Source organism: Pseudomonas sp. AB39(2026), assembly GCF_059831485.1.
The window spans coordinates 3,705,671-3,727,528 of sequence record NZ_CP195212.1 but is presented as its reverse complement, the minus strand read 5'-3'; the positions used below and the strand labels follow the sequence as shown (position 1 = coordinate 3,727,528).

The window sequence follows — 21,858 nt, the reverse complement described above, 5'->3', positions numbered from 1 at the left end:
GTTGCGCCGTTAGAATCCGAACGTCCACGCTCGGAAGGGTTAGCATGTCCTGGTTACTGGCCGCCTTGGCCTACCTGCTTGGCTCCGTGTCCTTCGCCATCCTGCTCAGCCGCCAGGCCGGCATGCCGGACCCCCGTGCCAGCGGTTCGGGCAACGCAGGCGCCACTAACATGTTACGGGTGGCAGGGCGCAAGCTGGCCATACTGACCTTGTTAGGCGACCTTCTCAAGGGCGTAGCCCCTGTACTGCTGGCCAAGGCTCTGGGGCTGGGCTTGCAGGCCCAGGCCTGGGTCGGCTTGTGTGCGGTGATTGGCCATCTGTTTCCGCTGTATTTCAATTTCCGCGGCGGCAAGGGCGTTGCGACTGCAGCCGGTGTGCTTCTAGGCCTGTATCCGCCTGCTCTGGCCCTGGCCGTAGGCCTGTGGCTACTAACCTTCGCACTCAGCCGTACCGCTTCGCTGGCGGCCCTCACGGCCATTCCACTTACGTTGCCCTTGCTGGCCTGGAAAGCACCCCAGGCGCTGCTGCCCATGGCGGTGCTCACATTGCTGGTTGTATGGCGCCACCGGGCCAACCTGCGTGCCCTTCTTGGTGGGCACGAACGGCATTTTTAAATCGGCGGCAATTGCTCCATGGGCCAGCGCGCATGAACGTGTATACCCAGTTGCTCGTGCTGACCAGCCAGTAGCCGCTGGCAACCGGCATAGGCAATCATCGCTCCATTGTCCGTACAGAAACGGGGCCGTGCGTAGAACACCCCACCGCCCAGCTGCGCCGTAAGCGCTTCGAGCGACGTGCGCAACGCCTGGTTCGCGCTTACCCCACCGGCAATCACCAACTGATTGAGGCCGGTTTGCTTCAACGCCCGCTTGCACTTGATGGCCAGCGTATCCACGACTGCTTGCTGGAAGGCCAATGCGATGTCACAACGGGTCTGCTCGCTGTCATCACCTGCGGCCTTGCACTGCTGCCAGGTGTTGAGGGTAAAGGTTTTCAGGCCGCTGAAGCTCAAGTCCAGGCCGGGGCGGTCTGTCATTGGCCGCGGGAACGTGAAGCGACCAACGGTGCCCTGCTCGGCCAAGCGTGCGATTTCCGGTCCGCCTGGGTACGGCAGGCCCATCAGCTTGGCGGTTTTATCGAAGGCTTCGCCGGCCGCGTCGTCCAGGCTTTCACCTAGCAGTTCGTAGCGGCCGATGCCGTCGACTCGCACCAGTTGGGTGTGCCCACCCGACACCAGCAAGGCCACAAAGGGAAACGCAGGCGGGTTGTCTTCCAACATGGGGGCCAACAGGTGACCTTCCATGTGGTGCACGCCCAGCGCAGGAATGCCCCAGGCAAACGCCATGGCTTGAGCGCAGGAGGCGCCGACCAGCAACGCGCCTACCAGGCCAGGGCCTGCGGTGTAGGCGATGGCGTCGATATCGCGGGAAGTACGACCGGCCTGGCCCAGTACTTCCCGGATCAGGGGCAGCATGCGCTTGACGTGATCGCGTGAGGCGAGTTCAGGTACTACACCGCCATAGACGCGGTGCAGATCGATCTGGCTGAATAGCGCGTCGCCGAGCAGGCCATGCTCGCTGTGGTACAGCGCAACGCCCGTTTCATCGCAGGATGTTTCCAGTCCCAGTACTAGCATGGGTATCAATAGCCTTTGCCGAGGCGGTAACGAAGGCGCGCATCATAGTCGTGGCCCGCGGCGCCGACCAGCGGTTTTCGATCAGAGGCTTTGCATTCCGCGCCTCCAAGGGGTAACATCCGCAACCCTTGAAAACCGACGTATTCCACCGCGCTTTATGCAGGGGTACGTTGCCCCGGTAATGAATTAAGGTAGCCCTGGATGCCAGCCGTCAAAGTTAAAGAGAACGAACCCTTCGACGTAGCTCTGCGTCGTTTCAAGCGCTCCTGCGAAAAAGCCGGTGTACTGGCTGAAGTTCGTAGCCGCGAGTTTTACGAAAAGCCGACTTCCGAGCGCAAGCGCAAGGCTGCAGCCGCAGTCAAGCGTCATGCCAAGAAAGTCCAGCGCGAACAGCGCCGCGCCGTTCGCCTGTACTAATAGGCGTTCGCTGCAAGCATTTGTCTGGCCCGGCCTTTAAACGCCGGGCTGTTGGCAATTGTGTATCAGGTCATTCCGGCGGGCGGCCTTGTGCTGCCAACCGCGATCCAAACGCTTTACTCTCCCCGCTTGGTTACACGCCGCTCGCTGCGTAGTGCACTGCCTAGGTGCCAAACATCTTGTCCCCTCCACACCTTAGCCTGAGGGCATGGAATGGCCGGGCTTATCCCGCAAGGCTTCATTGACGACCTGCTGAACCGCACCGACATCCTGGATGTGGTAAGCGCACGCGTTCAATTGAAAAAAGCCGGCAAGAATTTTACCGCCTGCTGCCCGTTCCACAAGGAAAAGACGCCTTCCTTCAGCGTCAGCCCTGACAAGCAGTTCTATTACTGCTTTGGTTGCGGTGCAGGGGGCAATGCCCTCGGTTTCGTGATGGACCACGACAACCTGGATTTCGTCCAAGCGGTCGAGGACCTGGCCAAGGCCGCAGGCATGGAAGTGCCACGCGAGGAGTCTCGGCGCGGGAGCAAACCTCGCCAGCCAACGGATTCTCCGCTGTACCCATTGCTGGCAGCGGCAGCGGATTTCTACCGCCAGGCCCTTCGGCAAAGCCCCGCGCGCAAAAGCGCCGTGGAGTACCTGAAAGGCCGGGGGCTTACCGGTGAAATCGCACGGGATTTCGGCCTGGGCTTTGCCCCACCGGGCTGGGACAACCTGCTCAAGCACTTGGGTAGCGATACGCTGCAGCAGCGGGCGATGATCGATGCAGGTTTGTTGATCGAAAATGCCGAAACCGGCAAACGGTATGACCGTTTCCGCGATCGCGTGATGTTTCCCATACGCGACAGCCGTGGGCGGACCATTGCTTTCGGCGGGCGCGTGCTAGGCGACGACAAGCCCAAATACCTGAACTCTCCGGAAACACCGGTGTTTCATAAGGGGCAGGAGCTGTACGGGCTGTTCGAAGCGCGCAAGTACAATCGCAACCTCGATGAAGTGATCGTGGTCGAAGGCTACATGGACGTGATTGCGTTAGCCCAGCAAGGTTTGCGCAATGGCGTTGCGACCTTGGGCACGGCAACCAGTGAAGAGCACATCAAGCGGCTGTTTCGCATTGTGCCCAGCATCCTGTTCTGCTTTGACGGCGATCAGGCAGGCCGTAATGCAGCCTGGCGCGCCTTGGAAGCCGCGTTGCCCAGCTTGCAGGATGGCCGCAAGGCACGCTTTCTGTTCCTGCCCGAAGGGGAAGACCCAGACACGCTGATTCGTGCCGAGGGCCTGGATGCCTTCAAGGCGCGTATTGCGCAGCACGCACAACCGCTAGCGGATTATTTCTTTCAGCAGTTGTCCGAAGAAGCGGACCCGCGCTCGCTGGAAGGCAAGGCCCACATGGCAACCCTGGCGGCGCCTTTGATTGACCAGGTGCCTGGGGCCAACCTCAAAGCGCTGATGCGCGCCCGGCTCAGCGAAATCACCGGCTTGAGCAGTGAGGCCATGAGCCGGCTGGCACCGGCGCAACGGGAAGCGCCACCGGTCATGGACGCCAGTGCGCACGGGAGCTTCGAGGCTTCGGAAGCCTATATGCCAGCGTACCTGGAAGCACCAGCGTACGAGCCGGAACAGGCCTGGACGCCGCGTAAGCAGGGCAACGGGTACAGCGGTAAAAAACGCGACGGCAAGTGGGACCGCACCGGCCAGCGCGCAGATTTTGTGCCCAAAGGGCCGAGAATACCGGCCGCGGTGGAACCACCTACGCTCAGCGCACTACGAACGTTACTGCACCACCCGGAACTGGCGACGAAAGTTGAAGTTGCCAGCCAATTGGCCGATGAAGATCAGAAGCATGCTCAATTGCTGGTCGCGTTGCTCGAGGCGCTACAGAAAAACCCTCGGCTACGTGCTCTGCAATTGATTGCCCGGTGGCACGGGACTGACCAGGGGCGCCTGTTACGGGCCTTGGCAGAGAAAGAATGGTTGATTGACGCCGACAACCTTGAACAACAGTTTTTCGACACCATTTCCAGGCTGTCAGCCCGCCAACGTGAGCGCAGCCTGGAACTGTTGCTTCGAAAGGCCCGGCAAGGCGACTTGAACGCAGAGGAAAAAAACCTGCTGCGCGAACTGCTTAGCCAAAACGCAAACGCACAAAACCCGACCTCAACTGGCGCGTGAGGTCCTAGCTCGGGTATAATCCTCGGCTTGTTTTTTGCCCGCCAAGACCTTCAGTGGATAGGGTGTTATGTCCGGAAAAGCGCAACAGCAATCTCGTATCAAAGAGTTGATCACCCGTGGTCGTGAGCAGGGTTACCTGACTTATGCCGAGGTCAACGACCACCTGCCTGAGGATATTTCAGATCCGGAGCAGGTGGAAGACATCATCCGCATGATTAACGACATGGGGATCAACGTATTCGAGACTGCTCCGGATGCGGACGCTCTCCTGTTGGCCGAAGCCGACACGGACGAAGCCGCAGCCGAAGAAGCCGCCGCTGCGCTGGCCGCCGTCGAGACCGACATTGGCCGCACCACGGACCCAGTGCGCATGTACATGCGTGAAATGGGTACTGTAGAGCTGCTGACCCGCGAAGGCGAAATCGAAATCGCCAAGCGTATCGAAGAAGGCATTCGTGAAGTCATGGGGGCTATCTCCCACTTCCCGGGTACCGTCGAATATATCCTTAGCGAGTACGAACGCGTCACCACCGAAGGTGGCCGCCTGTCGGACGTGCTTAGCGGTTACATCGACCCTGACGACGCCATCGCCAGCCCCTCGGACATGCCGCCGCCTGTCGACCCCAAAGCCGCTCCCGCGGCCGAGAAGGATGACGACGAGGACGACGACGCCAGCGATTCGGAAGAAGACGAAGTCGAAAGCGGTCCGGACCCGGTCATTGCCCAGCAACGCTTCGGCGCTGTTGCCGAGCAGCTGGCGGTCACCCGCAAGGTACTGAAGAAGCACGGCCGTGCCAGCAAGGAGGCTGTTGTCGAAATGCTGCAGCTGGCCGAGCTGTTCATGCCGATCAAGCTGGTACCCAAGCAATTCGAAGTGCTGGTCGAGGTGGTGCGTGGTGCACTGGACCGCGTGCGTGCGCAAGAGCGCGCCATCATGCAATTGTGCGTGCGTGATGCTCGCATGCCCCGTGCAGACTTCCTGCGCCTGTTCCCTACCAACGAAGTGGACCAGGGCTGGGCAGCCTTCCTGGCCCGTGGCAAGGCGAAATACGCTGAAGCCATCGGCCGTGTGCAGGCTGAGGTAGAGCGTTGCCAGCAGAAGCTGATCGACCTTGAAGCCGAAACCGGCCTCACCGTCGCTGAAATCAAGGACATCAACCGTCGCATGTCCATCGGCGAAGCCAAGGCTCGCCGCGCCAAGAAAGAAATGGTCGAGGCGAACCTGCGTCTGGTGATCTCCATCGCCAAAAAGTACACCAACCGTGGCTTGCAGTTCCTGGACCTTATCCAGGAGGGCAACATTGGTCTGATGAAGGCGGTGGATAAGTTCGAATACCGTCGTGGCTACAAGTTCTCCACGTACGCCACCTGGTGGATTCGCCAGGCGATCACTCGCTCCATTGCCGACCAGGCACGCACCATCCGTATTCCGGTGCACATGATCGAGACGATCAACAAGCTCAACCGCATTTCCCGCCAGATGCTGCAGGAAATGGGTCGTGAACCGACGCCGGAAGAGCTGGGCGAACGCATGGAAATGCCTGAGGATAAAATCCGTAAGGTATTGAAGATCGCCAAAGAGCCGATCTCCATGGAAACGCCGATTGGTGACGACGAAGACTCCCACTTGGGCGACTTCATCGAGGACTCCACCATGCAGTCCCCGATCGACGTGGCTACGGTAGAAAGCCTGAAGGAAGCGACCCGCGAAGTCCTGTCCGGCCTTACTGCACGCGAAGCCAAAGTGCTGCGCATGCGTTTCGGCATCGACATGAACACAGACCACACCCTTGAGGAAGTGGGCAAGCAGTTCGACGTGACCCGCGAGCGTATCCGCCAGATCGAAGCCAAGGCCCTGCGCAAGCTGCGCCACCCTACCCGTAGCGAGCACCTGCGCTCGTTCCTGGACGAGTGATGCGCTGCTGAGTGTGTAACGCGCTTTACAAGAAACCCCGGGCCCTGCCTGGGGTTTTCTGTTTTGGGCACGCCGTACTGCCCTACCCCTCTGCTGCCTGTGGTTTAGACACATGCAGATGCCAACGAATGGCTATTTCGGATGGCACCCAACCAAAACCCTCGTTATAATCGCGGCTCTCTAAAGGGCCTATAGCTCAGTTGGTTAGAGCAGAGGACTCATAATCCTTTGGTCCACGGTTCGAGTCCGTGTGGGCCCACCAACTTCAAAGCCGCGCGTTGCGCGGCTTTTGCGTTTCTGGTGGGAGCACCTCAGGTACTGTCCTATGGGCCGATGGTAAAAAAGCGGTACAGCGGTGGTGCGTCAGCAGATCTTTGGAGGCCTCTCAGGTGGCAATACCAGTGACATCACCCATGCACAGCCACTGCTCGCTGGCGCTCATGTGCCGACTCAATATGGCCGCTCCCGCAAACGTTGCACGCGGCTGCTTGCAGATAAAGGCTACGATCACGAAGCGCTGCGCCAGCACCGCTACCCCTACCGCTATGGCATGCCACCAGCCTCAATAAAGGCATAGAGGATTTTCTTGATTTTCGTGACTCCTTACATAAAGGTAAGGAACACAATTTTCAGCAGGAAAGCCCCATGACCACTGCAACGTTAACGTCTGAAGGCCAAGTCACCATTCCGGCCCGGATTCGCGCATCCCTTGGCACAGGGGCTGGTGATCGGATTGAATCCGTGGCGCCAGAGCGCGGGAAGTTTGCTATCAAGCCATCCAATCATCCTGTTCAAGCTCTCAAAGGCAGGATTCGCAAGCCGATGAAGCCCGTAAGCATTGATGATATAAACGCAACAATCGCTTCTCAAGGAGCCGCAGCGGTGAGCGGTGAGCGGTGAGCGGTGAAGCTTTTGGTGAAATCTTGTACGGCAATATGAAGCGATGAATACTATTCAAATCGGCCTGGCCAGTGGTGTTGTATTAGGGCTTTTAATTACTGTATGTTGCGCAATAGCATTTATTGCACACAAATACATTGAAACCATAGAGGCACGCTTATCAAACTGCCCTTACTTGAATGACACCAAAAAATCTGGGGCCACGCGGGTTTGTTAGGAAAAATCATGCGAGGAGGGATAATCGCCACCATTCTGATGATGCCCAACATTCATGCGAAACGCGGGTTGATTGATAGCGCCGAGGTAGGAAACCTTCCTCTTTTTTATAAAAAACTTTTAATAACACCCATCATCGCAGGCTCTTTATTAATTTTCTGCCTTATTCTTCTTCGTATAGCAGCACACTTTCTTAATTAATATTCATTGGAAACTAGCGACTGCAGTAACCAAATGCTCCCCTGGCAGGTGAAGATAGGCACTACCGCCCACCCCCACCCGCCAACCAACAATCAAGCAGCCACAGCGTCATCCGTTGCCGTCGCAGTACCCAGCAGCGTCAGGGCCGTGGCTTCGGTAGTGCCCACACGCCCGTAGTTGATGCCGCCGTACGCTTCGAGCGCGCCAACATGGTCGCCACTCAGCGCCACCTGGAAAAACCGCCCTTGAGCATCACCTTCCAGGTCTCGCACGTAGGTGCGGTCTGTGGAGGCATTGTAGTGAATGTTCAGGGTGCCATCGTACCCATTGCCGCTTCCGCTAAAACCTAGGGCTCTGACGTCTAGACTGTCTGAGCCTGTGCTGAAGTCGCTGATCAGGTCGGTATGGTTTTCATTGGCTGTGCGGTAGCTGTCTTCTACCCGTTCAAAAACAAAATGGTCGCTCCCACTGCCACCGCTGAGGCGATCAGCCCCAATCCCCCCTACGATCACGTCGGCATTTGGGCCTCCACGCACCACGTCATCGCCCGCCAAGGCGTAGAGCTGCTCCCTGCCTGCACCGCCCTCCAACAGGTCGTTACCTGTAGTCCCGGTCACGCGGGAATCGTAGTTGTTATACGAGGAGGTGATGCGGTCCCCTTCCAGTGGCTTGAACTGCAGGGCATTGGACGCCAGGTCCTGCTGGTGATCGCCCTTGAACGCAATCTGGAAAAAGTGACCCTGGCTGTCTGCTTCCTTGGAGGTGAGGCGGGTGACATCCCGGGCACTGTCGTAGGTCAGTGCCAGGGTGGTGCCATAGCCATCACCTAGCCCGGTGAAGTTCAGCGCGGTGAGGTCAACCTGATCATGCTCTGCTCCGTTAAAGTCCTGGATCAGATCGCGGCTGAGGTCATGGCCGGTGGCGTCAACCTGACTGTCCGTGAGCTGGGTATACACGAAGGTGTCCGCGCCCGCCCCGCCATATAGCCGGTCGGCCCCGGCGCCGCCAATCAAACGGTCGTCGCTGCCCAGGCCGGCAAGCACATCCCTGCCGTCGCCGCCAACCAGGGTGTCACGCCCGTGGGTGGTGCCGCGCAGGTCATCATCGCCGGAGGAGCCCTTGACCAAAGGCAGGAAGTTGTCGTTCGTTAAGCGGCCGCGATAGTCGCCGTCCAGGGCCAGTTGGAACCGCTGGCCTTGGGCGTTGGCATCAAGGCTGGACAGGTAGGTAAGCCCAGCGTCGGCATCATAGCTGAGCGCCAGTGTGCCCTTGTGCCCATTGCCCAGCCCTTTGAAGCCCAGCGCGGTCACATCGAGGGTGTCCTGATTGACGTTGAACCCATTGATCGTGTCCGCAAAACTGCCCGTGGCGGTGGCGAAGCTATCCGTCAGCTGGGTGAAGCGGAAGGTGTCATGGCCTTGGTAGCCGAACATCAGGTCTGCGCCCGCGCCACCGATCAAGGTATCGTCCCCCCTGCCGCCGATCAGCGTATCGCTGCCAGCGCCGCCGTACATCAACGTGTCATAGGTCGCCTGGTAATGGCTGATGGTGTCGTTGCCAGCGGTGCCGTACGTGGTCATCACCGCCGTGTTATTGACCTCGACCGAGCCCGCGCCCACCAGTTTGGCCTCGCCTTGTGGCATGCCGCCGATGAAGTTGCCTTCTATAAGGCTGGTGTTGGAACTGCCCTGCTCTTCTACACCGTAGGTGGGCATGCCCACCTCGCTTAGAATCTGGTCACCCAGGGTATTACCCAGCACCTGCGTACCAGTGCTGTCTTTGATCAGGATTTCCGGGGCCGCCTTGAAATACTGAGCGTTACTGGCAATCTCGCTGCCCAGTATCTGGGTGCCTTGAGCGTTCTGAACCACAATGCCTGAGGAGCCGTTGTCCGATACCCAAACGTGGTCGAGCACAGCGCCCTGGGCGCTATCGATCAATACACCCGGGCCGCCGTTGCTGTTGCTATTACCGGATTCCACAGTGGCCGTCCGCCCCTGGGCATCGCCCCGCAGAATCAGGCCTGTCCCGTTGTTGTTGTAAGTGTGTACATCCAGCAGAGTGAGCGGCCCTGTCAGGTCCAGGCCGTCGTTGCCGTTGTCGCTGGCCGTAACGTCGCTGAAGGTACTGTTGACCAGGCCCTCGGCCAGAAGGCCGGTGCCACTGAAGCCCGCACTGGAGTTGGTCAGCAGCACCTGGCTGCCTTGGGCCCGAAAGTCCATCGCCGCGCCCGTGACGCTGCTCGCATACAGCTGGTTGAGGGTGACGTTTACGTTGTCACCCACGGACACCGCGCTCACCTCGCCATCGTAGGGGGTATAGCCCTCGATATAGAGGTGGTTGATACGCGTATCCGTGCCTTCGATGCGCACAATGCCATCGATGTCGCCTTTAGAGGCGTCCGGGTCCAGCTGAATCAGGGGAATCGCGCCCGACTTTTCACCCCCTTCAAGCGTCACATTGTCTTTAAGCACCAGCACAGTACCTGGGCTTTGGGTGCTGACCCTGTACGTCCCAGTAGGGATATACACGGTGCCGCCGCCTGCTGCCGCAGCCGCATCGATGGCGGCCTGAATGGCCTGGGTGTCGTCCGTACGCGAATTGCCTACCGCGCCGTAATCTTTCACGTTGAAGAGGGTAGCCATTACATTATTCCTGGTGCCTGACTGGGGGGATAACGCTGCGTAATCGACCCCAGGATAGACCACTTAGCTCCCCAGGCTTAAGGCGCACAACCCCGTGCAAGGCGAACAGGGTGATGCTGCTGATGGTGCCAGAGCTTGGTCTTCCACCCTCCCCCCTGAGATTGGACAATGAGCCGAATAACCTTCACTATTCGGCTCATATCATGAGCCGAATAGAGTGGCTAATCGGCTCACGTGTGAGCAATGGTGATGACCTCTTTCCACTGGATCTGGCAGCAGCCCGAATGGCCGCGTTTCAATTGGCAACTTGAACAGCTGGCCCCGCTACTGCGTGCCTGCACGCATGCACAGGGATTATTGCTGGGCAGGCTTGGCGCTGTTGGCCAGGATACGGAAGCCCGCAGTAACCTGGATGCCATGCTGCAAAACATCATTACGTCCTCGGCCATTGAAGATGAGCCACTGAATGTAGAGTCCGTGCGCTCATCGCTCGCCAGGCGGTTGGGCCTGGCCGAAGAAAGCCGCACTACCCCCCGCTCAGAGGGGCTGGCGGAGCTGCTTATGGATGCCACGCGCCAATGTCAGTCGCGCCTCTCGCTAGAGCGTTTATTGAGCTGGCACCAATGGTTGTTCCCGCCGGTTGAGGGCTTGCTGGCTTACCCGTTACGGGTGGGTGAACTGCGAGGTGAAGCGCCTATGCAGGTGGTCTCTGGCCGGATTGATCGACCCACCGTCCACTTTCAGGCCCCGCCTCGCGAAGGGCTGGACCAGCAACTGGCCGCCTTCCTGGCCTGGTTCGATACCAGCCGTAACGATGCCTCCCTGGACCCTTTGCTGCGAGCAGGTATTGCCCATTTCTGGTTCGTTACCCTGCACCCCTTTGACGATGGCAATGGCCGCCTTACGCGGGTTATTACCGACATGGCTCTAGCCCAAGGCGAACCCCGGGCCATACGCTTTTATGCCATGTCAGCAAGCATCCTTGACGACCGTGCAGGCTACTACCGCATCCTTGAGGCCAGCCAGAAAGGCAGCCTTGATATCACCGCTTGGCTCCAGTGGTTCCTGAGCACGCTGCTCAAGAGCCTGGAACAGGCCTTGGCACGCATTGATCGGGTATTGGCCAAGGCGCGGTTCTGGCAAGCGCACCGCGACCAAGCCTTGTCCATTGAACAAGTTAAAGTGCTGAATCGCTTGCTGGACGGCGGCGAGCGTGGTTTTGAGAACGGCCTCAGTGCCGCTCAATACCAAGCCGTTGCCAAGGTCTCCAAGGCCACTGCAACGCGGCACTTGAGCGACCTTCTGGAGCGGGGCTGCATTGCTCGTTTGCCTGGGGGCGGGCGTAGCACCCGATATCAGATCGTTGCGGCCGAGCCATTGCAGTAGAGGCCTTAACCTCTCTAAACCCTCACCTGCAAACCGGCGACGCACTCAAGCAGGCGCGTCGCCGTCTACATCAGGCTTCGTGCACTGCGCTTGTCCCAAGCAAGGACAAGATGCCGTCCACCCCAGCCGCCCCATCAGCCAGCTTGAAGGTGGTGGCACCCGCACCAGCGCCGCTAAGGGTTACGCCACTCTTGAGGTGAGGCATCCCCGGCCGAAGGTGAAGCAACCGTACTACCCATCCCGTCGGTTTTGCTGCGCCTCAGATTACAGCGTCACGGTGTACGCGTTTACGTACTCAAAGGGTCGATCAGTTCAGGCCCCTGGTTCTTCACGTTACCCACAGCCTTGCCTACTGCGTACCACTCAAAATCAGCAACCGGTCGGCTTTGCTGCTGGATGACCTCCAGGGCCGTTTCCACCTCCAGGCCAGGCTCAAGCCAGGCCCTTGCGGCTTCAGGGTTTAGCACCACGGGTCGTCGATCGTGAATGTCCACCATGCCCGCATCGCTGGCGTCTGTGATGATCACAAAGCCGTCTTCATCGTGGGGCTCCAGCCCTGGGTGCACCTGTGCCAGGCCGGCGAAGAACATCGGGGCTTGGGTCTTGAGCCGAATGCAGTACGGCTGCTTTTTCTTGGGGTCGTCAGAATCCTTGACCCACTCGAACCAATTATCAGCCGGCACCAGAACGCGGCCCTGCGGCCAAAGCGGCTTGAAGAACTTTCCGGTGGCTACTGTCTCGATTCGGGCGTTGATAGGGGCCGGCCGCTTGCCTTTGGCCCAGAACGGGCTCCAGCCCCATTTCACCGCTTCAAGATGAATACCTTCGGCACTGGCGCGGATCACCGGGCACTTGGTGGTAGGGGCCACGTTGTAGCGGTTCACCGGCTCGGGCGGTACGTAGTCGATCACCAACTGGTGAGCGCCCAGCTCGCGCAGGTAGTGGTCCATGGATTTGTACACGGAATAGCGGCCACACATGGGTTCACCTGTCTTGGGGTTGTTGCCCGTCAAGCCATTATTGTAACGGCCTAGAGACCGCTCCATGGCCGGGTCGACATTTTTTCGCCGCTAATGGAACCCATGCGCAAAAACGACCACTTAGCTCCCAAAGAGGGGGAGTTCCAATGGGCGTAGGTGCGATTAGCAATTTTGCTATGCAGGCGAAAAGCGCGGCAAGCCAAGCCGTAGACAAAATTTTTGTACCCAGGCTCAAAGTCGCGCTCAATAAAGCGTCGCTCAAAATATTGGAAGAGGCTAGTAAAGCCGGGGACGCGATCGCCGCAAACATCATCAAAAGCATTAAAAGCGGAGAGCTGTTCCAGCATATTTCCGAGCATTTCAAGGCAAGTGACCTCGCCTATGACACCCCCCCCATTCCTGGGCGGGACTCGGACAATCAGAAAATTGATCATAAACCGATAGTACAGTTCGAGAAGCAAGGCGAAGGCGTGAACTTGGCGGGTATCTACATGCAGGGTAAAAACCCAGGCGAAAAACCACAGGCCTGGACCCCTTCCTCTCAAGCCGGCACTCCCCCGCCCCCGTCGCCCTCAACTACTCCTCAGGGCCAACCTGGTCCGGATACGTCGCAGCTACCTCATCGCCCACCTCCGGGCGCAGGTTTGAATTCGATGTTTCAGAGGCTGAGCCAGCAGCAGCCTTCGTCACAAAAAGCGCGAACACAGATGCCACCGCAGTCCAAGCCGCAGCCGCAGTCGGCCCCCAAGGATACGGCCCCTCCCTTGTCCAAAAGCGCACAAAGAGACATTGAGCCCGATATCAAACCACGCGAGGAGGTAGCCCCTGAACAGCCACGCTTGTCGGCGAAGCCAACAAAAACTGCAATACAGCATGCAGTAAAAGTAATAAGGGAAGCAATTCAAGATAGAAGGATAAGAAAACAAAAAAGAAGAACAGAAAAAGACGGAATAGCAGCGAACGGTCTTAAGCTCCATGAAGAACGTCGGATAGATACTCAAAACTTGCTCAATGAGATTCGCGCAAAACAACAAGAGTCTAATAAGAAATTTATGGAAGACACAGCAAAAAATTCTACGGGCTTTAATTACTAGCTGTAGTGATTGGCACCCATTGAAGGAGCACAGTGTTTTAAAAGGGGCGGACCACCGGGCCGTGCGTTCAGGCGCCATACCTAGAGCCTGGCGCACCCGTTCGAAAAAGGCCTTGGTGCCTCAAAGCAAGTTGGCCGTTCACACCCATGCTTCAGCGCACACGTACAAAGAGGGGGATATCTTTCATTTGCAGGCTAATGAGCCGCATTCAGAGGTATTCGGGCCGGAGGGTGTTCAGTACCTTGTAGGGCGCCGTTGAAGCGCCCAGCCTGGGTGTAAACGTCAGGCGGTCACCAGCTGCTTGTCATACTCAGTGAGGTAGTCATCGGCCAGGGTTTGCTTTTGCTTGTCATCCAGAAGCTTACCTGCGGCTTGGAAGAACTTGTGCTCTTCCTCTTTCAAATGGTGATGCACTTTTTCGGACAGCTTCTTGGCAGTGGCCAGCCAGCTTGGGCTGGACATCTCAGTGGCATCCAGCTCCTCCATCATCTCGTCCATTTCATGGTGCTCAGAGATGGCGTGGCGGCTCAGGTCTACCCCATTGTCATGGGCCATCAGAGGAATGTAGAAGCAGCGTTCTTCGGCTGTTTCGTGTGCATGCAGCTCGGCTTTCAGCCGTTGGTAGGCGTCTTTGCGTTCTGCGCTATCGCCGTGGGTCTGCAGCAGTGCTTCAGCGTAGCCCCGCTGACGGTCATGGCTGGCGCGCAAGGCTTCGAAGATGTTCATAGTGCCCCCTGGGAAATGTGCTTTGTGGAGGTTTGACAGGCGGCAACCGGCGGCGTTCTCGTTGCGTTTGATGTGGATGCGGGCGGCCAGGCGGGCGCCTGTAGCCGCCCCAATATGCCTTTAGAAACCCGCCTTCAAACGGGCGCCCGCGTAGGCTTGTGCTTCCTGAGCCTTCTCCACCACGGCAGCGGTGCCGAAGAACTCGTGGGTCACGCCGTCATATAGCTTGCGCTCCACACTAACGCCTTGGGTACGCAGTGCCTGCTCCAACTGTGCGCCATCATCACGCAACGGGTCGATTTCGGCGTTGATCAAGGTCACCGGCGGCAGGCCATGCAGGTCGGCATGCACCAGGTCCAGGCGTGGGTCTTTCAAGTCTGCCGGGCCCTTGGTGACGTTGGCCACGAACCACAACATCATGGGGCGGTTGAGGGGCTTGGCATCAGCGTATTTAAGGTAGGACTCAGTGTCCGTGCTGGTCTGAGCAACAGGGTAAACGGCTACTACACTTTTAGGTGCGGTCAGGCCTTGGTCACGCACGGCAATGGCCGTCGCCACAGCCAGGTTACCGCCAGCGCTTTCACCGGCCAGTGCCAAGCGCTTAGGGTCACCGCCGATGCTGGCGGCGTTGGTCGTGAGCCAGCGGTACGCGGCTACGGCATCCTGGTGGGCTGCCGGGAATTTGTATTCTGGCGCGCGGCGGTAGTCTACCGAGACCACAATGGCATTGGCTTGCTTGGCCAAGCCACGAGCGCCCCCGTCATATACCGTACGGTCAGCGATCACCCAACCACCACCGTGGAAGTACAGCACTACGGGGAAAGGCCCAGTACCGGCCGGGGTGTAGACCGTTGCAGGCAAGTTACCTGCGGCGCCTGCAACTGTAATGTCTTTGGTGGTCACACCCGGCACCAGCGCGGTGGGGCTGCTGTCACGTTTCTGGTCGGCCAGTACGCGCTTTACACCATCAGCCACTGTAGGCTGTTTGCGCGCTTCATCTGGCGTGGTTTTTTCGATGGCCTTGGGGTCGAAGGCTGCTTGGGCATTCAGTACCTTTTGCATGTCGCTGTCTGTGCGGAACAGGCTTTTGGTAGAGCTTACGGCCAGTTCGGACAGGGTTGGCTTTTCTGGGTCACGGGCACAGCCGGCCAGTGTAGCCAAGCCAGCCGCAGCAACGGCAGCGACCAGAGCACAACGAACAAAACGAGGTGAGCGCATGGTGAATCCTCGGCAATCTGCAGGGCGCCATGGGCATGGCGGTAGGTGTGCTTCACACCCTTACCCACCTTTGGCTCAAATGAGCGAGACGGCGTTCAAGGCAGATTGCCATTGTGCGGATCAACGGTAAGGCGCCACCAGCTGATACCCGACGTTCACAGGTTCCAGACTGAAGCGTGCCTTTACGCCTTCACAAAAACTGGTACGCGGTAGAAAGGCACCTGGCCCCTGTATGTAGGCGCTTACATCATTCACGGTATCGCACGGGAGCACTACCCTGCCCGGTAGCAGGCCAGCGGCCTGGGCCGAGCGCAGGGCGCCCATAGGCATATCATCTGCCAGAATCAATGCACCAGGCGGCGATGCCTGGTCATAATAATGGGCCAATGCCTGAGCCGAGCGATCGCGCAGGTAGGGCACCATGTAGTAGTGAATGTCGTCCCGATAAGGCAGTGCTTCGGTACGCACAGGCAGCGATACGGCGCCAACGGCATACAGCACCCACATCGACAAGAGCAGCGCAGGCGAACATAACGCGCACAGGCGCAGCGCCCATGCACCCTTGCGGTTATGAGGAAGCAGCGCGTGCAGGTGTATCACGCCCAGCACGGCGGCAAAGGCGGCGCCTGGGACGAATAGCGTGAACCGCTCCATGATGTTGTAGGACGCGGCGAACACCACGTTCACCACCAGCGCCCACCACAGCAACCGCAACTGGCGGTTCTTCGGCACTATCACTAGCCCCAGCACCGACGGGCCCAGCAATGACAGACAGAGTAAGGCCACAGCTTTGCGTTCGTGCCATAGCACGTCGAAGCGCAGTAGGTTGTCTGCCCAGTGCTCTGTGTTGGCGTAGGAAGGAGCCTCCACCGTGTAACGGCGGCCTGCGTCTAGCAGGCCCAGGTCGGAATCCAGACCTGTTATCAGCCCAGGGTAGGCCGCGCAGAAGCCAATCACTGCCGTAGGCAAGGTGAGCAGCACCCAGCCCCGCTGCTCCCACAACAAGCGCAGGTACAGAGGTAGCAGCACCACAAAGGTCAAGGCATGGATGCTGGCGGCCAGACCAGTGAGCAACCCGATCAACAACAGTTTGGCGGTTTGACCTAGCCCGCTGCGGCGCTCGATGTACAGCCCGTAGGCCAGCACCACGAACACCGCGTGAAACAGGTATACCTCGGCTTTGGTGGACACCCAGAACACTGCGTGTGACAGCACGGCGACCGTCGTCGCCAGCACGGCCAGGTTGCGCGCCACACCCACGCTGCGTGCCAGCCAGTACAGGGCACCCGCCAACGGCAGCAATAGCGCAGCATTGAGCACGCTGAGCACCTGGGCGCCGAACAGTGCGTACACGCCTGTTGTAAGGCAACGGTAGAGCGGGTGCCCCCATGGCCCTGCGGCGCCATCGAAACACTGACCACTGGCCGCATCCGCAAGCAAGTTGCCGCTGTCTGCCCACAGTACGGGACCACTGGCCGCCAGAAAACTCGCACTGATAGCCATGCACAGCAACAGCAGTGGCCATGCCCCCGTCACGGGGTAAACACGTCCGTGTTTCATCTCGCGTATTTCCTGTGAGTGTGCCCTGAATCTTTAACAACAAGGCGCAGTGAAGTGAGCGCTTTAATAGGGCGGCAGTTGGCCAGCACGCGACTATAACGACAATTACTGAAATGCCACTGCAAATTATTAAATAGGGTAATACTCAGTCGTCGTGCATTTGGCGCCAAAACAAAAAATTTAGACCTGCATACACGCCTGCACAATAAGAAGTGACGCAAGAGTCGGGGTTTACTAGGATAGCGGTACGCCCCTACGCGTTTGAGCCGAGATGAACGACCAAAGCGCTTTTTCCCTCGACGGGGTAGACCGTCAACTGATCGCTGCCCTGCAGGTCAACGCACGTGAAAGCGTTGCCACCCTTGCACGCAAACTGGGTATTGCCCGCACCACCGTCACTTCGCGCCTGGCTCGCCTGGAGCGCAACGGGGTTATCGTGGGTTACGGCGTCCGCCTGGCTCAACGGGCCCTTACCGGCGGGCTACAGGCTTACGTAGGCATCACGGTGCAGCCCAAGGCAGGCCGCGAAGTACTCAAGCGCCTCGGCAATATGGCTCAAGTGCAGCAATTATGCGCTGTGAGTGGTGAATTCGATTACGTCGCCTGGCTACATACTGATTCGCCAGAGGCCTTGGACGAACTGCTGGACGAGATTGGCGCACTGGAAGGCGTAGACAAAACTACCACCTCGATCATCCTCAGCACCAAGGTAGACCGCGGTCGCGGTTAAGGCCTTTGACCTGGGCAAAGCCTCTGCCGGTCATAATCACCCATTGCATTGTCATTACGGCAGAAAAACACACAAAAAGACAACACATTGCGTCTTAATAACGTGTCTGCACCTCCCTAGAATGCTCAGCAGCTTACCTATACTGTTCTGACTGCATTCCACGAGGTGCCCATGCTCAAACCTGACCGCCACCCTGCCGGTTCTGCCAAGCCCATTACCGTGTTCGGGCCGGACTTCCCTTTCGCTTTCGATGAGTGGATTACCCACCCCGAAGGCTTGGGCAGTATCCCCGAAGGCAACCATGGCAAGGAGGTTGCCATTATCGGGGCGGGCATTTCAGGGCTGGTGGCCGCGTATGAGCTGATGAAGCTAGGCCTTCGGCCAGTGGTGTATGAGGCGTCGCGGCTGGGCGGGCGTTTACGCTCTCAACCATTCGAGGCAGCTGAGGGCATTATTGCTGAGCTGGGCGGTATGCGTTTTCCTGTGTCCTCCACTGCTTTCTACCATTACGTAGACATGCTGGGGCTGGAAACCCGGCCCTTTCCCAACCCGCTCACGTCTGCCTCAGGCAGCACGGTGATCGACCTGGAAGGGCAAACCTATTATGCAGAAAACGTGGCGGACCTCCCTGCCCTGTTCCACGAAGTGGCTGACGCCTGGGCCGATGCCTTGGAGGAACGGGCTCATTTCGGCGACATCCAGCAAGCTATCCGGGACCGCGATGTCACCAAGCTAAAAGCGCTGTGGGACACCTTGGTGCCCCTATGGGACGACCGCACCTTCTATGATTTTGTAGCCACCTCAAAGTCCTTTGCCGGGCTGACCTTCCAGCACCGTGAAGTGTTCGGGCAAGTCGGCTTCGGCACGGGCGGGTGGGACTCGGATTTTCCCAACTCCATGCTGGAAATCCTTCGGGTAGTCATGACCAACTGTGATGACCACCAGCACCTGGTGGTGGGCGGCGTTGAACAGGTGCCCCTGGGTATCTGGCGGCATGTGCCTGAACGCTGCGCTCACTGGCCAGCGGGCACCAGCTTGAGCAGCCTGCACAGCGGCGCACCCCGGTGTGGTGTGCAGAAAATAGCGCGGGCAACCAACGGTGAGTTCGCGGTCACTGACGTATGGGGCCACACCCGCACCTACCCCGCCGTATTGGCAACCTGCCAAAGCTGGCTGTTGACCACCCAGATCGAATGCGAAGAATCACTGTTCTCTCAGAAGCTGTGGATGGCCTTGGACCGCACCCGTTACATGCAGTCGTCCAAGACCTTTGTAATGGTCGACCGACCCTTCTGGAAGGACAAGGACCCAGTGACCGGCCGTGACACCATGAGCATGACCCTGACAGACCGCCTGACACGCGGCACTTACCTGTTCGACAACGGCGAGGGCAAGCCGGGGGTGATCTGCCTGTCCTACTCCTGGATGAGCGATGCCCTGAAAATGCTGCCTCACCCTGTGGAGAAGCGCGTGAAGCTGGCCTTGGACGCGCTGAAGAAAATCTACCCTACCGTGGACATCGCCGGGCACATCATCGGGGACCCTATCACCGTTTCATGGGAAGCCGACCCTCACTTCCTAGGTGCATTCAAGGGTGCCCTGCCGGGGCATTACCGCTACAACCAGCGTATGTACGCCCACTTCATGCAGCGGGACATGCCCGCTGAACAGCGCGGCATCTTCATTGCGGGCGACGACGTGTCCTGGACGCCCGCCTGGGTAGAAGGCGCTGTGCAAACGTCGCTCAACGCCGTGTGGGGGATCATGAACCACTTTGGCGGTAGCACCTCCCCCAGCAACCCAGGCCCTGGCGATGTCTTCGACACCTTGGGCCCCGTGGCCCTACCGGATTGACGCCATGCAGATAGCGCTCTACCAAGGCCCCGCGGGGCCGCACGCACCTGAGGACAACCTAGCGCGGCTGGAGGCCTGGGCTACCCAGGCCGCTCGCCAGGGTGCCGACCTGGTGGTGTTCCCGGAAATGTTCCTCAGTGGCTACAACATTGGGGCACAGGCGGCAGCCGAGCGTGCCCAGCCGGCTGACGGCGCCGGGTTCAAGCACGTTGCCACCACGGCACAACGGCTAGGCATTGCAATTGCCTATGGCTACCCGGAAGCCGGGCCTGATGGCGCCATCTACAATGCGGCCCAGTTGGTGGACAGCCAAGGGCAGCGGTTGCTGAACTACCGCAAAGCACACTTGTTCGGGGGGCTGGACCGCGCCATGTTCACGCCAGGCGATGGCCGCTTTGTAACGGCTAAACTCAACGGCTGGAACCTTGGTTTGCTGATCTGCTATGACGTGGAATTTCCAGAGGCCGTTCGCCACCTGGCATTGGCCGGTGCGGATCTTGTACTGGTGCCCACCGCCAATATGGTGGGGTTTGAGTTTGTAGCCGACGTGACTGTCAGGGCCAGAGCCTACGAGAATGGCTGTTACTTGGCCTATGCCAACTACAGTGGGCCTGAAGCCGACCTTACGTATTGTGGCCTGAGTAGCCTGAACAGGCCTGATGGTACCCAGCAGGTATTGTCAGCCACTGAAGAGGGCTTGCTGTTCAGCCTATTGACCAAAGACGCACTAGCGGCCTGCCGCCGAGCGAGCCCTTACCTGCTGGATTTGCGCCGTGACCTCTACGGTTCGCCATACCCGCAGTCAATTTAACGACACGGCTCCAAAGGTGTCACAAGGCGATGGCATTATGATGGCGCCTTGGCATTGACGGTGGTCGCACAAGTGCGGCCCCGAAAAAGGCTGAAACACCCTCAAAAGCTGGAAATTCTCTTATTTTTACCAATAAAATCAATAGCTTGTAAAAATATGCCATTACTTAACGTCAAAATGACATCAATTCGATATCGTCAAAAATAAATAACCAATAAATTCAAAGACTTAAGCATCAAGAATTGTATCATTTTGACTATCTGCGATTTTTTCATCCGAAGCGATTGACAGGCTTCGCTTAAAAACCGATATATCACCCACCGACGGGAAACGCCGCAGCGGCCTGCGCAATGCCAGGCACCTGCGAAACCCGCTCCAAACCCTCAGGCTGGCAAACAAAAATACTCATTTTTGACGTGTTTACGGGTTCGGCTTGCTGTTTGGTTTTGCCTTTATTGACTGTAACGCACTGATCAAAAAAGGCGCGTAGCGTTTTTAAAGTTTACTTGGATACAACACGAAGTTTGGGTTCGTTGAATACGACGCGCCTGGCGGTAGCTTTGCCCTAAGTCAGCAGAATTGGCTCGAAAGTTAAGCGTTAATTCACGAATAGAGTGTCTTTTCATGTCGCCATTGTCCTACAACGACCCAACGTCTATCGCGCGCCTGGCCCAGGACATGGACCAACACGGCCACGCTGTTATCGAGCAGGCGTTTTCGGCCCAAGCCTTGGCTGAACTTCGCCAGTACGTGGCGCACGAAGCCGACCGCCACTACGGGCAATACTTCGCCTACCACGGTTTGAATGCTCTGGCTGGGAGCCCGCTGGCACGGCTGGCAAAGTCGGCGGAACTGTCGGCAACCCTGGACCAACTCCACCGCTATGCCACCGGCGAAGCCGCCACCAGCCGCGAGATATTTCCCGTGCTGCGCTGTGTACAAGGCGGCAGCGGCACACGCGAATCCAACGCGTTCCACTACGACGCCACCCTGCTCACGGTACTGGTGCCCATCTTTATTCCTGAAGCAGGCGAACAGCGCGGTGATTTGGTGATGTTCCCCAACCTGCGCCCTGTGCGTTCCAGCGTTGCTACCAACGTGGTCGAAAAAGCCCTGCTGCAGAACAAGGCCAGCCGCCGCCTGATCAGCCATGGCATTGAGGCCGGTTGGCTCAAACCCAAAACGCTGCCCCTGGTGCCTGGCAACGTTTACCTGTTCTGGGGCTATCGCACCCTGCATGCCAACCAGCCGTGCAGCCCGGACGTACGCCGTGCCACCGCGCTGTTCCACTACGGTGACCCCCACGCTGGCAGCACAGCAACACGGCTGATCCTTGCGCTCAACCAGCAGCGTGCACGCCGTAGCGTCGCGCCTGCGCGCCAGCCGTGACCTGG

The 21,858-nt window shown here is 58.6% G+C and carries 18 protein-coding genes and 1 tRNA gene; 13 read left to right on the top strand and 6 right to left on the bottom strand.

Annotated elements, in window-relative coordinates; genetic code table 11:
* Nucleotides 1–44: 44 nt before the first annotated feature.
* Entirely contained in the window at nt 45–614 is a 570-nt protein-coding gene (plsY, locus tag ACSAMW_RS17130; protein ID WP_500591314.1) for a glycerol-3-phosphate 1-O-acyltransferase PlsY, read from the top strand.
* On the opposite strand, the gene tsaD is transcribed toward plsY, so the two are convergent.
* A complete protein-coding gene (gene tsaD / locus ACSAMW_RS17125; RefSeq protein ID WP_500591313.1) occupies nt 611–1,636 on the bottom strand; it encodes a tRNA (adenosine(37)-N6)-threonylcarbamoyltransferase complex transferase subunit TsaD in 1,026 nt (341 codons plus the stop codon). The two genes, plsY and tsaD, sit on opposite strands and share 4 nt — an antisense overlap.
* A gap of 201 nt (nt 1,637–1,837) precedes the next feature.
* Here tsaD and rpsU point away from each other — a divergent pair, with 201 nt between their 5' ends.
* The 6 genes from rpsU (at nt 1,838) to ACSAMW_RS17095 (ending at nt 7,043) form a co-directional block, all read left to right on the top strand.
* The gene (gene rpsU, locus ACSAMW_RS17120; RefSeq protein ID WP_002551877.1) at nt 1,838–2,053 is read left to right on the top strand and encodes a 30S ribosomal protein S21; all 216 of its coding nucleotides are present in this window, start codon (nt 1,838–1,840) and stop codon (nt 2,051–2,053) included.
* A 213-nt stretch (nt 2,054–2,266) separates the two neighbouring features.
* Nucleotides 2,267–4,228: a DNA primase gene (gene dnaG, locus ACSAMW_RS17115; RefSeq protein ID WP_500591312.1), complete on the top strand. Its 1,962-nt coding sequence runs from the start codon at nt 2,267–2,269 to the stop codon at nt 4,226–4,228.
* 67 nt (nt 4,229–4,295) lie between these two features.
* The gene (gene rpoD, locus ACSAMW_RS17110) at nt 4,296–6,143 is read left to right on the top strand and encodes an RNA polymerase sigma factor RpoD (protein WP_500591311.1); all 1,848 of its coding nucleotides are present in this window, start codon (nt 4,296–4,298) and stop codon (nt 6,141–6,143) included.
* A 185-nt stretch (nt 6,144–6,328) separates the two neighbouring features.
* Nucleotides 6,329–6,405 (top strand) — tRNA-Ile (locus ACSAMW_RS17105).
* 96 nt (nt 6,406–6,501) lie between these two features.
* Nucleotides 6,502–6,720 (top strand): hypothetical protein, encoded by a 219-nt coding sequence (locus ACSAMW_RS17100; protein WP_500591310.1) that lies wholly within the window; start codon nt 6,502–6,504, stop codon nt 6,718–6,720.
* 68 nt (nt 6,721–6,788) lie between these two features.
* Nucleotides 6,789–7,043: an AbrB/MazE/SpoVT family DNA-binding domain-containing protein gene (locus tag ACSAMW_RS17095; RefSeq protein WP_500591309.1), complete on the top strand. Its 255-nt coding sequence runs from the start codon at nt 6,789–6,791 to the stop codon at nt 7,041–7,043.
* Nucleotides 7,044–7,552: 509 nt separating this feature from the next.
* On the opposite strand, the gene ACSAMW_RS17090 is transcribed toward ACSAMW_RS17095, so the two are convergent.
* Nucleotides 7,553–10,105 (bottom strand): M10 family metallopeptidase C-terminal domain-containing protein, encoded by a 2,553-nt coding sequence (locus tag ACSAMW_RS17090; protein WP_500591308.1) that lies wholly within the window; start codon nt 10,103–10,105, stop codon nt 7,553–7,555.
* Between the two features lie 249 nt (nt 10,106–10,354).
* Here ACSAMW_RS17090 and ACSAMW_RS17085 point away from each other — a divergent pair, with 249 nt between their 5' ends.
* Nucleotides 10,355–11,491 carry a Fic family protein gene (locus ACSAMW_RS17085; RefSeq protein WP_500591307.1) on the top strand — a complete coding sequence of 379 codons (1,137 nt, stop codon included), beginning with the start codon at nt 10,355–10,357 and terminating at the stop codon, nt 11,489–11,491.
* Between the two features lie 287 nt (nt 11,492–11,778).
* On the opposite strand, the gene ACSAMW_RS17080 is transcribed toward ACSAMW_RS17085, so the two are convergent.
* Nucleotides 11,779–12,471, bottom strand: coding sequence for an SOS response-associated peptidase (locus ACSAMW_RS17080; protein WP_500594067.1), 693 nt, complete (start codon nt 12,469–12,471; stop codon nt 11,779–11,781).
* 146 nt (nt 12,472–12,617) lie between these two features.
* Between ACSAMW_RS17080 and ACSAMW_RS17075 the strand changes: the two genes are divergently transcribed.
* Nucleotides 12,618–13,565, top strand: a complete 948-nt coding sequence (locus tag ACSAMW_RS17075) for a hypothetical protein (RefSeq protein WP_500591306.1) — start codon at nt 12,618–12,620, stop codon at nt 13,563–13,565.
* Nucleotides 13,566–13,847: 282 nt separating this feature from the next.
* Here ACSAMW_RS17075 and ACSAMW_RS17070 read toward each other — a convergent pair whose 3' ends face one another.
* The 3 genes from ACSAMW_RS17070 to ACSAMW_RS17060 form a co-directional block, all read right to left on the bottom strand.
* Complete coding sequence (locus tag ACSAMW_RS17070) at nt 13,848–14,291, bottom strand: hemerythrin domain-containing protein (protein WP_500591305.1); 444 nt, start codon at nt 14,289–14,291, stop codon at nt 13,848–13,850.
* Between the two features lie 120 nt (nt 14,292–14,411).
* On the bottom strand, nt 14,412–15,509 hold the full coding sequence (locus tag ACSAMW_RS17065) for an alpha/beta hydrolase (RefSeq protein WP_500591304.1): 1,098 nt from the start codon (nt 15,507–15,509) through the stop codon (nt 14,412–14,414).
* A gap of 120 nt (nt 15,510–15,629) precedes the next feature.
* Nucleotides 15,630–17,069, bottom strand: a complete 1,440-nt coding sequence (locus ACSAMW_RS17060) for a DUF2723 domain-containing protein (RefSeq protein ID WP_500591303.1) — start codon at nt 17,067–17,069, stop codon at nt 15,630–15,632.
* Nucleotides 17,070–17,340: 271 nt separating this feature from the next.
* Between ACSAMW_RS17060 and ACSAMW_RS17055 the strand changes: the two genes are divergently transcribed.
* The 4 genes from ACSAMW_RS17055 (at nt 17,341) to ACSAMW_RS17040 (ending at nt 21,853) form a co-directional block, all read left to right on the top strand.
* Nucleotides 17,341–17,799, top strand: a complete 459-nt coding sequence (locus tag ACSAMW_RS17055; RefSeq protein WP_500591302.1) for an Lrp/AsnC family transcriptional regulator — start codon at nt 17,341–17,343, stop codon at nt 17,797–17,799.
* Between the two features lie 171 nt (nt 17,800–17,970).
* Nucleotides 17,971–19,653: a flavin monoamine oxidase family protein gene (locus tag ACSAMW_RS17050; protein ID WP_500591301.1), complete on the top strand. Its 1,683-nt coding sequence runs from the start codon at nt 17,971–17,973 to the stop codon at nt 19,651–19,653.
* 4 nt (nt 19,654–19,657) lie between these two features.
* The gene (locus ACSAMW_RS17045; protein WP_500591300.1) at nt 19,658–20,464 is read left to right on the top strand and encodes a carbon-nitrogen hydrolase family protein; all 807 of its coding nucleotides are present in this window, start codon (nt 19,658–19,660) and stop codon (nt 20,462–20,464) included.
* Between the two features lie 624 nt (nt 20,465–21,088).
* Nucleotides 21,089–21,853, top strand: coding sequence for a hypothetical protein (locus ACSAMW_RS17040; RefSeq protein WP_500591299.1), 765 nt, complete (start codon nt 21,089–21,091; stop codon nt 21,851–21,853).
* Nucleotides 21,854–21,858: the final 5 nt, after the last annotated feature.